Raw genomic sequence first — 11824 nt, 5'->3', positions numbered from 1 at the left:
GCACTGTGCGGGGCATCGATGAGCAGGCGGCGGCTCTAGGGTCGGTGGATGGGCACCACGGCGGAGGTTCGCGGCCGTTGGCGGTCGCTGTCGCCGCTGCCGCCGCCCGGTCGGCTGCGCACCCTGTCGCTGGCCACCCTCGCCAACACGGTCGGCACGGGGCTGTGGGTGACGGGTGCGGCGCTCTTCCTCACCCGCGCCGTGGGGCTGACCCCGACCGAGGTGGGGCTCGGGCTCACTCTCGCCGGCCTGGTCGGGCTCACTGCCAGCGTGCCGCTCGGCGGGCTCGCCGACCGACGTGACCCGCGGAGCCTCCGCGCCGTCCTGCAACTGGCGCAGGCGGTTGTCGCCGCCACGTACCTGCTGGTCGGCTCTTTCCCGGTCTTTCTGCTGGTGGCCACACTGGACGCTCTGCTGATCTCCGGCAACCTCGCCGTCCGCGCCGCGCTGGTCGCGGCGGTGGGCGGCCCCGAGGGCCGGGTGCACGCATTCGCCACCCTGCGGGCGGTGGCCAACCTGGGCGTGGCGCTCGGTGCGGGGCTGGCCGCGTTCGCGCTGGTGGCGGACACCGGGTGGGCGTACCGACTGCTGGTGCTCGGCAACGTCGCCACCTATCTCGTCTCGGCGGCGCTGATCATGCGGCTCCCGGCGTACCCGCCGGCCCGGCGACCACTGCGGCAGAGAGCCGGCCGGGCGTTGCGCGACAAACCGTTCCTCGCGGTCGCCGGCGCCTCGGCGGTGCTCTCCGTGCACCATGTGGCGTTGACGCTGGTGCTGCCGCTGTGGGTGGTCGCGCACACCGATGCGCCTCCGGTGACGGTTTCCGCCCTCCTGCTGGTCAACACGCTGCTCACCGTGCTGCTCGCCGTACGGCTCAGCGGGAGCGCCCGGCACGCGGCGCCGGCGGCGACGACGATGCGCCGGGCGGGGTTGGTGCTCGCGGCCGGGATGCTGCTCTGGGCCGCGACCGCCGTCGTGCCCACCGCGGTGGCGATCGGCCTGCTGCTGGCGGCGACGGTGATCTACACCATGGGCGACCTGTGGCACGCCGGGGCCGGGGCGGCGCTGGCCTACGACCTCGCCGCCCCGGACGCCCTCGGCGCCTACCAGGGGGTCGACGGACTGCTCGCCGGGCTGGTCCGCGCTGCCGGCCCGGCCCTGCTGACCTGGTTGATCATCGACGGTGGGCCGGTCGGCTGGCTGGCGCTGGCGGGGTTGCTCGCGCTCACCGGCCTCGCCGTGCCGCCACTCACCCGCCGCGCCCTGGCCGACCGCGCCGAACGCGCCGAACGCGCCGAACGCGCCGAACGCGCTGACCGGTCACCGCACCCGGGCTGACCGTCAGCCGATCTCCTCGTCGACAAAGCACCATCGCCAGGCCTCGCCCGGCTGCGCCGAGCGGATCACCGGGTGGCCGGTGGACGCGAAGTGCTTGCTCGCGTGCTGGTTCGGCGACGAGTCGCAGCAGCCGACCTGCCCACAGCTCAGGCAGGTGCGCAGGTGCACCCAGTAGGTCTCGCCGATGGCGACGCAGTCCTCGCACTCGTCGGGGGTGCGCGCCTCGGCGGCACCCGCCTCGGTCAGGTGCTGACAGCTCACTTCCCGGCCTCCCTCAGCAACGACTCCTCCAGGTCCAGGTCACGATAGGCCTGCACCAGCACCTCCTCAGGGATCCGACCGGAGTCCCGGGCAGCCCGGAACACATCCCGCTCGGCGTCGATCATCTCTTGTCGCAACCGACCGTACGCCTGCGACGGGGTCTCCCGCTCGGTGCCACCGAGCCGTTCCCAGGCCATGTTGGTGCGGTCCTCCACCGCTCGGCGCAGCCGGTCCACCACCGCGTCAGGTGCGCTGTCGGCCAGCTCGTCGAGACGCTCCTGGGCAGCCCGGCTGGCCTGCTGCTGCACACCGGCCGCGGACAGCGCGTCCTGCACCGGGTCGTCCTGCGGCAGCTTCAACCGACGGGCGACCAGCGGCAGCGTGGCGCCCTGGCCGACCAGCGTGAAAACGATCACCGCGAAGGCCAGCCAGATGAGCAACGCCCGGGGGTACGGCTCGCCGTCGGCCAGGGTCAGCGGCAGCGCGAGCGCGGCGGCCAGGGTCACCACGCCGCGCATCCCGGCCCAGCCGATGATGATCGGCAACTTCGGCGACGGCCTGGGGTCGCGTCGGCGGACCCGGGGCACCAACCGGGCCAGGTAGGTGGCCGGGAAGAGCCAGATGAACCGGGTCAGGAAGACGGCGGCGAGCACCGCGAATGTGGTGATGACGAGCGAGCCGACCGGTTCGTCGAGGTCGTGCAGCACCTCCCGCAGCTGGAGCCCCACCAGCAGGAAGACCAGGCCCTCCAGCAGGAACCGGACCAGCCGCCAGAACGCGCCGATCTGCAACCGGGATGCCGCCGACAGCAACTGCGGCAGCTTGTGCCCGAGCACCAGACCGGTGACGACCACCGCGACCACACCGGAGGCGTGCAGGTGCTCGGCGGTGAACACCACCGCGAACGGGATGATCAACGACAGCGCGTTGTCCAGCAGAGGGTCGGTGATCCGCCGGTGCAGGAAACCGAAGACAAACGCGCCGAGCGCCCCGATCAGGATCCCGCCGCCGGTGGCCCGCAGCACCTCGACGGCGACCTCGGCCGTGCCGACCGCAGATCCGATGGTGGCCATCGTCGCGACCCGCAGCAGCACCAGCGCGGTGGCGTCGTTGACCAGGCTCTCCCCCTCCAGGATGGTGACGACCCGGCGGGGCAGGCCCACCCGCCGGGCCACTGCCGTGGCGGCCACGGCGTCCGGCGGGGCGACCACCGCGCCCAGGGCCAGGCAGATCGCGAACGGCAACTGCGGCAGCAGCAGGTGCAGCACCAACCCGACCACGAAGGCCGTGAACAACACCAGGCCGACCGCGAGCAGCAGGATCGGCCGGATGTTGTTCTTGAACGCCGGCACCGAGGTCTCCAGTGCGGCCACGTAGAGCAGCGGCGGCAGGATGCCGATCAGCACCAGCTCGGGGTCGAGTTCCACCTGCGGGAAGCCCGGTACGAACGAGAGCGCCAGACCGAGCACGACCAGCACGATCGGCGCGAGCAGGCCGAGCCGGCGGGCCAGCGCGGCGCCCAGGGTGGCGATCGCCAAAAAGACGACGACCGGAAACAGGCTTTCCATGGGGTACGAGCCTAGGGGTCCGTCGGTTGAGCCCTCGATCAGCCAGCGGGGCGCAACTTCGGCAGCACCTCCGCGCCGAACGCGTCGATGAAGCCGCGCTGCTCCTGCCCAACGTGGTGCAGGGCGATCTGGTCGAAGCCGAGTTCGACGTACTCTTCCAACCAGCCGACATGCCGACCCAGGTCCGCGGACACGTTGACCACCTCGGCGACCCGCTGCGCCGGCACGTCCGCGGAGACCACGTCGAAGTGCTCGACGGTCTCCAGGTCCCAGCAGACCGGCGGGGCGAAGACGTTGCTGCGCCACTGGTCGTGGGCGATGGCCTCGGCCTGCGCCTGCTCAGACGCCCAGGAGACGTGCACCTGCAGGTGCAGTGGCCCGCGCCCACCGGCGTCCCGGTACGCGTCGATCATCTCGCGCAGGTGTGCCTTCGGCGCATTCACGGTGATCAGCCCGTCCGCCCACTCGGCGCACCAGCGGGCGGTGGCCACGCTGACGGCGGCGCCGACCAACGCGGGCGGCTGCTCCGGGCGGGTCCACAGCCGGGCCCGGTCCACCCGGACCAGGCCGTCGTGGCTGACCTCCTCGCCGGCCAACAGCGCGCGGATCACGTCCACGCACTCGCGCAGCCGGGCGGCGCGTACGTCCTTGCGCGGCCACGGGTCGCCGGTGATGTGCTCGTTGCTGGCCTCGCCGGTGCCCAGCGCCGCCCAGAACCGGCCCGGGTACATCGCGCCGAGCGTGCCGATCGCCTGCGCGATGATCGCCGGGTGGTACCGCTGGCCGGGCGCGTTGACAACACCGAACGGCATGCCGGTGGCCTGCAACGCGGAGCCCAGCCAGGACCAGGCGAAGCCGGACTCGCCCTGCCGGGCGCTCCACGGCGAGAAGTGGTCGGAGCACATGGCCGCGTCGAAGCCGGCCCGCTCGGCGTGCATCACCGCCTCCAACAGGGCGCGTGGACCGATCTGCTCATGCGAGGCGTGGAAACCGAACGACGTCATGGGCACACTTCCTACCCACGACGGCACCGGCTGACGCGTGCCGCGCCCCGAACTACTCGGCGTGCGCCCCGGCGCCGGCCGAGGCGGCGCCCTCACCCACCCAGACCGTCTTGGTGTTGCAGAACTCCCGCATGCCCAGCGCCGACAACTCCCGCCCGTACCCGGAGTTCTTCACACCACCGAACGGCAACTCCGGGTAGGACGTCGTCATGCCGTTGATGAAGACGTTGCCGGCGTCCAGGTCGGTGGCGAAACGCTCCTGCTCGGCCGGGTCCCGCGTCCAGGCGTTCGAGCCGAGCCCGAAGCTGGTGCCGTTGGCGACCTCGATCGCCTCCTCGTACGAGGAGACCCGGAACAGGCCGGCGACCGGGCCGAAGACCTCCTCGGACCACATCCGCATCTGCGGGGTGAGGTCGGTGACCACTGTCGGCGGGTAGAACCAGCCGTCGCCGCTTGGCAGCTCGCCACCGCAGAGCACTGTCGCGCCGTTGTCCACGGCGTCCTGGACCTGGGCGTGCACCTCGTCACGGCCCCGCTCGCTGGCCAGCGGCCCCACGTCGGTGTCCGGGTCCATCGGGTCGCCGACCCGCAGCGCGGCCATGTTCGCGGCGAACTTCTCGGCGAAGGCGTCGAACACGTCGGTGTGCACGATGAACCGCTTCGCGGCGATGCAGGACTGGCCGTTGTTCTGGCAGCGGGCCGTGGTGGCCACCTCGGCGGCCCGGTCCACGTCGGCCGAGGGCATCACGACGAAGGGGTCGCTGCCGCCGAGTTCGAGGACGGTCTTCTTCAGCTCCCGTCCGGCGATCTGGGCGATGGACCGGCCGGCCGGCTCGCTGCCGGTGAGCGTGGCGGCGCGCACCCGGGGGTCGCTGAGGATCCTCTCGACGGCCTCCGAGCCGACCAGCACTGTGGTGAAGGCCCCCTCGGGGAAGCCGGCCCGCCGAAACACGTCCTCCAGCAGCAGCGCGGTCTGCGGCACGTTCGAGGCGTGCTTGAGCAGGCCGGTGTTGCCGGCCATCAGCGCCGGCGCGGCGAAGCGCATCACCTGCCAGAGCGGGAAGTTCCACGGCATCACCGCGAGCACCACACCGATCGGCTGGTAGCGGATGAACGCCCGGGTCGCCTTCACGGCGTTGGCGTCGGCCGGCTCGTCGGCGAGGAACGCCGGGGCCTTGTCGGCGTAGAAGCGGGCGGCCGTGGCGCACTTCGTCACCTCGGCCTGCGCAGACACGTAGGTCTTGCCCATCTCCGTGGTCATGATCCGGGCGATCTCGTCGCGCTCGGCGTCGAGCAGGTCGGCAGCGGCGTTCATCCACTGCGCGCGCTGGTCGACGGTCGTCTCCCGCAACTGCTGGTACGCGAGGTCGGCGCGCTCGATGGCACCGTCGAGTTGCTCGGTGGACATCGCCTCATAGGTCTTGAGCACCTGGCCGGTGGCGGGGTTGGTGGTGGCGATGTGGGGCATCTCGTCCTCCTGTCACTCGAACAACGAGTGTCGTACGCCCGGCTCCTCGCGGCGGCGGGCGGCGCGGCGGCGCTGGATCACGACCAGGTCGACCACGGCGACCACGGCGAAGATCGCACAGACCACGCCCAGCCAGGCGATGCCGGCCCAGAATGCCAGCACCGCGAAGAGCACCATGATCACCAGCCCGAAGCTGGCGAGGGTGAGACGGAGGTTCAGCGCGCTGTTCGCGTGGCCGACCGTGCCACGGGCGCGCCGGGGCTGCGATCTCGTCATGCTCAGGGACCTACCCCCGATCGCCAGCGTTAACCGGCCTCGGACACCTCGGTCAGTCGCGCCAGGCGCCGCGCGACGCGGCCTCGGCGGCGTACGCCGAGAAGTCGCGCGGGTCGCGACCGGTCACCCGGCGCACGGTGTCGGTGGGCTCCGCGTGGCCGAGGTCGCGCAGGGCCGTGAAGGCCGCGACCTGCTGCTCGATCTCCTCGGCTGGGACGCCCAGCGGACCCAGCGCGGCCCGGTAGTCGTCGGCCGTGCCGAGGTGACGCACCGGTCGGCCCGCCTCCCGGCTGATGATCTCGGCCGCCTGCGCGAAGGTGATCGCCCGGGGCCCGGTGACCTCGTGGACCGCACCGGCGTGCCCGGGCTCGGTGAGGGCTGCCACCGCGACGGCGGCGATGTCGTCGGCATCGACGAACGCCTGGCGTGCCGCACCGACCGGCACGGCGATCTCGCCGGCCAGCACCGCCTCCCGGAACACGCCCTCGTCGAAGTTCTGGTCGAACCAGTCCGCCCGCAGGATCGTCCAGTCGGCGTCGGCCTCGCGGACCGTCCGTTCGGCGGCCAGCAGGCGCTCGTCGCCCATTGCCTCGATCGCCCGGCTGGAGAGCAGCACCACGTGCCGCACCCCCTGCTCGATCGCCAACCGGACCATGGTCGGCTCGACCGGCTGGCCGTCCGGTGCCATCAGGTAGAGCCGGGATGCGCCGGCCAGCGCGGGCGCCCACGTCGACTCGACCGACCAGTCGAAGCGCACCGGGCCGCTGCGGGAGGCGGCGCGGACCCGGACGCCCAGCGCCCGCAGTCGGTCGGCCACCCGGCGCCCGGTGGTGCCCGTCGCGCCGAGCACGAGGATCGCGCTGTCGTCCATGCCTCGAGTAGAGCATCGACCACCGACAGGTTCCGGCCGATGGCCCGCACGGGCGGGCGGCACCGGAGTGCGCCGGTGTGCGCCGGTGTGCTCGATTACATCCGTTCGCGTCGTGGCCCCTGCCGACCGCAGGATGGACGCATGTCATTGACCCTCGCCGTGCCGGTGACCGTCGCCATCGCCCGCCGTGTCGACCCGGCACGGTCCAGCGAGATGGTGGCGTGGATGCGGGCCGGCACCGCGCTGGCCGAGGCGTTCCCCGGGTTCCTCGGCGCCGGCTGGGTGCAGAGCGGCCCCGGTTCGCCGGAGTGGCACATGCTCTACCGCTTCGCCGACGCCGAGACGTTGCACCGGTGGGAGGAGTCGCCGCAGCGGCACTGGTGGCTCAGCTCGGCGCAGGGCATCGTCGAGCACACCCGGGTCGAGCGGCGTACCGGGATCGAGGGCTGGTTCGACCCTCCGCTTGAGCACTCGGTGGATCCGGTCGAGCCGGTCGGGCCGGTCGGGCCGGCCACGCCTCCGAGGTGGAAGCAGGCGGTGACGATCTGGCTGGCGTTCTTTCCGCTGAGCCTCAGCGCCACCCTGCTGACCAGCCGTTTCCTCGACGCGGTGCCGCTGGCGGCGCGGGTGCTGCTGATGACCCTCTGCCTGACCCCGCTGATGACCTATCTCGTGCTGCCCCGGATCACCCGGGCGCTGCACTGGTGGCTGCACGGTCAGCCCGCGCCCTGGCGGGCCTTATAGCACCCCGCTGGCGCCATCGTCGGCGCTCTGCCGCATACCCGACAGCACCTCCCCGGCAAACCACGTCCTACGCATAGAGTTACCGCGCTGTCGCTCTGTGCTGTGGGAGGGGATGTCATGCCTCGACGGGGGGTCACCGCCCTGGCCTGTCTCGCGGCGCTGGTGGCGCTGGCCTGCGAGGGCGGCACCTCCGCGACACCACGCCCCACCAAGAGCGCACCGCCGTCGAGCGGCCCGGGCGGCATCGCCGCACTCGGAGACTCGATCACCACCGGCTTCGCCTCCTGCCTCGTGCTCACCTCATGCGAGCGCAACTCCTGGTCGACCGGAGACGGCCTGCGGGTGGAGAGCCACTACCGGCGACTGCTGGAACAGAATTCGGCGATCCGCGACCGGACGTACAACCACGCCCGTCCCGGCGCCCGCGCGGACGCGCTGGAGGGCCAGGCCCAGGCAGCGGTACGCGACCGCGCCGACTACGTCACAGTGCTGATCGGCGCCAACGACGTCTGCCGGGGCGGGGTGGACGCGATGACCCCGGTGGCGCAGTTCCGGGCCGACGTCGACCGGGGCCTACGGGTGCTGCGGACCGGCCGACCGAAGGCCCGGGTGCTGGTGGTGAGCATCCCCGACCTGTACCGGCTCTGGGAGGTCGGGCACGACGACGCCCGGGCCGTACGGGCGTGGAGGCGGGGCATCTGCCCGTCCCTGCTGGCCGAGGCGACCTCGACCGCGCCCGCCGACCGGGCGCGCCGGGCCGCCGTCCGGGACCGGATCAACGCGTACAACACCGAGTTGGTGGCGGCCTGCCGGGCGTACGGCTCCCGCTGCCGGCACGACGGTGGCGCGGTGCACAAGGTCCGATTCACTCTGGACCTGCTCAACCCGCTGGACTGGTTCCACCCCAACGCCACCGGCCAGGGCCGGCTCGCCGAGGTCACCTGGCGCTCGTCCGGCCTGGCCAACTGACCAGGCTGGCCAACTGACCAGGCCGGCCGGCTGACCAGGCTGGCCCGCGGTCAGTGGCGGCGAGGCTCCGGGACGGCGACGCCGCGGGAGCGGTACAGGGCCCGGGATCGCTGCGCCAGGTCCTTCGTGGCGGATGAGTTGGCCCAGGTGCCGAGGACGATGGCCGCACCCGGGATGATCTTGGCGACCATCCGCTTGGCAGCCCGGACGCCGGCCATCTGGGCCAGCCGGACGCCGAGCTGCAGCATGACCCGGCCGAGCGGGCGCCGGCCGCCGGAGCCGAAGAGCGCGTCGGCGCGTTCCCGACCGGCGGCCACACCGAGGGCCAGCCGGGCGCTCTCGGCGACCTTGTGCACGCGCTGGAGCACCAACAGGTCGGTGGCCCGGTCGCCGTGCAGCGGGTCGACGTCGTACGCGGCGGCGATGTGCAGCACCATCCGCGCCTGGGTCCAGGCCAGCACGCCCACATCGATCACGGCCCCGGGCAGCCCTGCCGCTCCGGAGACGGCGCCGGACAGCCGGGCCAGGTTGACGAACTTGCGGGCCGCCTGGTCGGCAAGGACGTCGGCCGACACCCCGGGCTGTTCCGCTCGGGCCCGGACGACCCACTGCGCGGCCTCCGGCCCGAGCCGGCGCACCGCCTCAAGGGCCAGGTGCTCCGGGGCGTACTGCGGATCGTCGCGCATCCGGTCCCAGAGACGGGCCGGCGGACCCTCAGGGGCGTCCACCGGCCCGGTCGGCAGGCCGACGGACGGCTGGGGGGCAGGGGCGGCAGGTTGGCCGCCGATGGGTGGGGTGTCGGTCACCGGGTCTCCCGAGGGGTGGGAAAGGCGGACAGGGCGGCCGATGGAGCGGTCAGCGGCGGCGGTTGGAGAACCGGGCCGCCAGCCCCTTGAGCTTCTGCTGGTTGCCCGGCTTGGCCATCTCCCGACGGCCTCGCTCCACCAGCTGCTGCCCCTTCGGCGATCTCAGGAACATGGTGATTCGCTGCATCAGTGACATGGCGTCCTCCTGTCGATGGTCCCGCTGTCATGTGTACCCCTAACCCGCAACACATGTACCCAGGATGCGACAGCCTCAACCCTCACCGTCCACAGTGGGCGGTAGGTTACCGCCCCGTCGGCACGATGGCGTCGACGACCCGGGTGGCCCGCCACTCGTGCTGCTGGTAGTGCTCGGGGTACGCGGAGACCTGCACCGCCTGAGCGGCGTCGGTGAGCCGCATCCGCTGCCAGCCGGGCACCTGCTCCAGCGCGGCGAGGAACTGCCGGGTGGCGAACTCGGGGTCCATCAGCCGACCCACCGGGCCCCAACCGCTGCTCGAACGCTGCTGGAACAACCCGACCGAGTCGTGGTCCCAGCCGACGCCCTGGTGCGGGTAGTCCTGCGACTCGGGCAGCACGCCGCTGGCCACGTTGTAGAGGTTGCTCTCCTGCATGGCGGTGGCCACCGCGATCACCAGCCCACGCCGGGGCACCCCCATCTTGCGGCCGGCACCGACGATCGCCTCCGCGTTCTCCATCTGGTCCTCGTCCAGCCCGGCGACGGGCGCCGGGTCGGTCGGGCGAGCCGGGGCGGCCTTCCGGGCCGGCGCGCTGGTGTCCGGGTCGGCGGGGGTCGCCGCGGTGGACGGAACAGCGGCGGAGGTGCTCGGGGCAGCCACCCGGTCGAGGCCACGGGACGCACTCTGCTGCTCGGCGCGCTGCGCCAACTCGGAGTTGGAGATCGCCCCCTCCCGCGTCGCCGCGTCGGCGGACTCGTCGCGGACCTGTGCGACGGCGGCCAGGCCGAGGCAGCACACCACGCCCGTCGCCAGCGCCACCTGCGCCCGGCGTCGACCGGTCAGGTCCCGGGCGTACGCCCGAAGCCGACTCGCGGTGGTTGTCCGTTCGGTTGAGGTGCCATCCTCCGTATCGGCAGTGGGGGTACTCGGGGCATACGGGTCGTCGAGGGTGCCGTCGTCACGCATCAACCGAGGCTAGGCAGGGGGAAACCCTGATCACGCACGGTGATCACGTGGCGCTTCCCACACATTCGGCCCGTCCTGGTGGACGACCTGGGCGGCTCGACCTGCCCGGGGAACGTACCTCGCGTTCCGGACCAACCAGGCGGCACACGCAGTCTGGCTCGGCCCGACACAGGCCGGGACATCCGACCGCGGCAGCCGACATGATCGACAAACTCGGCCTTTGGGCCGAACCGGGCTCGTCCGATCGGTCGACCGGACTCGCCTGGCGGCGTAAACAGATGATTAGTCCGATCGCTCCCACCCCCCGGGCGGCGGATCGCCCGAAGCAGGAATGCACCAGGATGGCGGGTACGTTGCCCGAACGGGTGCCCTCCGTCGCGTCGGCACTCCGCAGGCACATTTCAGGGAGGTCCGCACCGGTGCTCGACCCACATGAGCTCTATCAGCTCACCGACGATCTGCCCGACCTCGGGCAACCGGTCCTCATCCAGGCCCTCACCGGGTTCGTGGACGCCGGCAACGCCAGCCGGCTGGCGCGCGAGCAGCTGCTCACCTCGCTGGAGGGTCGGCCGATCGCCACCTTCGACGTCGACCAGCTCTTCGACTACCGGTCTCGACGACCGGTGATGACCTTCGTCGAGGACCACTGGGAGAGCATCGACGCTCCCAAGCTGGAGCTGCACCTGCTGCACGATGACGACGAAACGCCGTTCCTGCTGCTCACCGGCCCCGAGCCGGACCTGCAGTGGGAGCGGTTCGTGTCCGCCGTCGCGGGCCTCGCCGCCCGGTTGGACGTCCGGCTAACCGTCGGGCTCAACTCGATCCCGATGGCGGTGCCGCACACCCGGCCGACCGGCGTGACCGCGCACGCCACCCGCCCCGAGCTGATCGCCGGCTACGAGCCCTGGCTGCAACGCGTCCAGGTGCCCGGCAGTGTCGGCCACCTGCTGGAGTTCCGGCTCGGCCAGCAGGGCCGGGACGCGCTTGGCTTCGCCGCCCACGTGCCGCACTACGTGGCGCAGACCGAGTACCCGGCCGCCGCCGAGGTGCTGCTCACCTCGGTGTCCCGCAGCACCGGCCTGCTGCTGCCCGGTGACGGGCTGCGCTCGGCCGCCGAGGTGGTCCGGGTGGAGATCGACCGGCAGGTCGCCCAGACCGACGACGCCGCCGCCCTGGTCCAGGCCCTGGAGGAGCAGTACGACGCGTTCGCCCGGGGTCGGGGCGAGAAGAACCTGCTCGCCCAGGACGCCGGACCGCTGCCCACTGCCGACGAACTCGGCGCGGAACTGGAGCGGTTCCTGGCCGAACAGACCCGTCCCGGCGACACCCCGGGTAGCTGACCGGGCGTCGCGGGGG

Annotated in this window: 13 protein-coding genes; 4 read left to right on the top strand and 9 right to left on the bottom strand. The window is 72.4% G+C overall.

The genetic code is table 11. The features are described 5' to 3' along the window. Positions 1 to 48: 48 nt before the first annotated feature. Positions 49 to 1338, top strand: a complete 1290-nt coding sequence (locus tag CLT68_RS16835) for an MFS transporter (protein WP_099852053.1) — start codon at positions 49 to 51, stop codon at positions 1336 to 1338. Positions 1339 to 1341: 3 nt separating this feature from the next. Here CLT68_RS16835 and CLT68_RS16830 read toward each other — a convergent pair whose 3' ends face one another. From CLT68_RS16830 to CLT68_RS16805, 6 genes are read right to left on the bottom strand one after another with little or no spacing between them, the layout of a single operon-like run. Next, entirely contained in the window at positions 1342 to 1599 is a 258-nt protein-coding gene (locus CLT68_RS16830; RefSeq protein WP_088947289.1) for a UBP-type zinc finger domain-containing protein, read from the bottom strand. Further along, positions 1596 to 3167 carry a Na+/H+ antiporter gene (locus CLT68_RS16825; RefSeq protein WP_099852051.1) on the bottom strand — a complete coding sequence of 524 codons (1572 nt, stop codon included), beginning with the start codon at positions 3165 to 3167 and terminating at the stop codon, positions 1596 to 1598. Before CLT68_RS16825 ends, CLT68_RS16830 begins: the two co-directional genes overlap by 4 nt. A gap of 38 nt (positions 3168 to 3205) precedes the next feature. After that, on the bottom strand, positions 3206 to 4171 hold the full coding sequence (locus CLT68_RS16820; RefSeq protein ID WP_099852050.1) for a TIGR03885 family FMN-dependent LLM class oxidoreductase: 966 nt from the start codon (positions 4169 to 4171) through the stop codon (positions 3206 to 3208). A gap of 52 nt (positions 4172 to 4223) precedes the next feature. Further along, on the bottom strand, positions 4224 to 5639 hold the full coding sequence (locus CLT68_RS16815) for an NADP-dependent succinic semialdehyde dehydrogenase (RefSeq protein ID WP_099852048.1): 1416 nt from the start codon (positions 5637 to 5639) through the stop codon (positions 4224 to 4226). A gap of 12 nt (positions 5640 to 5651) precedes the next feature. Then, the gene (locus tag CLT68_RS16810) at positions 5652 to 5915 is read right to left on the bottom strand and encodes a DUF6343 family protein (RefSeq protein ID WP_088947285.1); all 264 of its coding nucleotides are present in this window, start codon (positions 5913 to 5915) and stop codon (positions 5652 to 5654) included. Between the two features lie 52 nt (positions 5916 to 5967). After that, positions 5968 to 6786 carry an NAD(P)H-binding protein gene (locus CLT68_RS16805; RefSeq protein ID WP_099852047.1) on the bottom strand — a complete coding sequence of 273 codons (819 nt, stop codon included), beginning with the start codon at positions 6784 to 6786 and terminating at the stop codon, positions 5968 to 5970. Positions 6787 to 6927: 141 nt separating this feature from the next. Here CLT68_RS16805 and CLT68_RS16800 point away from each other — a divergent pair, with 141 nt between their 5' ends. Both CLT68_RS16800 and CLT68_RS16795 read left to right on the top strand, forming a co-directional pair. Then, a complete protein-coding gene (locus CLT68_RS16800; protein WP_099852045.1) occupies positions 6928 to 7530 on the top strand; it encodes an antibiotic biosynthesis monooxygenase in 603 nt (200 codons plus the stop codon). Between the two features lie 117 nt (positions 7531 to 7647). After that, positions 7648 to 8499 (top strand): GDSL-type esterase/lipase family protein, encoded by an 852-nt coding sequence (locus tag CLT68_RS16795; RefSeq protein ID WP_088947283.1) that lies wholly within the window; start codon positions 7648 to 7650, stop codon positions 8497 to 8499. A gap of 50 nt (positions 8500 to 8549) precedes the next feature. Here CLT68_RS16795 and CLT68_RS16790 read toward each other — a convergent pair whose 3' ends face one another. The 3 genes from CLT68_RS16790 to CLT68_RS16785 all read right to left on the bottom strand — a co-directional run bounded on the left by CLT68_RS16790 (position 8550) and on the right by CLT68_RS16785 (position 10468). Beyond that, positions 8550 to 9305, bottom strand: coding sequence for an EcsC family protein (locus CLT68_RS16790; RefSeq protein WP_099852044.1), 756 nt, complete (start codon positions 9303 to 9305; stop codon positions 8550 to 8552). 49 nt (positions 9306 to 9354) lie between these two features. Further along, positions 9355 to 9501, bottom strand: coding sequence for a hypothetical protein (locus CLT68_RS33175; protein ID WP_172861992.1), 147 nt, complete (start codon positions 9499 to 9501; stop codon positions 9355 to 9357). A 106-nt stretch (positions 9502 to 9607) separates the two neighbouring features. Continuing rightward, a complete protein-coding gene (locus CLT68_RS16785; protein WP_099852042.1) occupies positions 9608 to 10468 on the bottom strand; it encodes a peptidase M23 in 861 nt (286 codons plus the stop codon). A 419-nt stretch (positions 10469 to 10887) separates the two neighbouring features. Between CLT68_RS16785 and CLT68_RS16780 the strand changes: the two genes are divergently transcribed. Beyond that, positions 10888 to 11808 carry a proteasome assembly chaperone family protein gene (locus tag CLT68_RS16780; protein WP_099852041.1) on the top strand — a complete coding sequence of 307 codons (921 nt, stop codon included), beginning with the start codon at positions 10888 to 10890 and terminating at the stop codon, positions 11806 to 11808. The last annotated feature ends 16 nt before the right edge of the window (positions 11809 to 11824 follow it).

This window comes from Micromonospora sp. CNZ299 (assembly GCF_002754415.1).
This window is presented reverse-complemented; position numbering and strand designations above follow the sequence as displayed.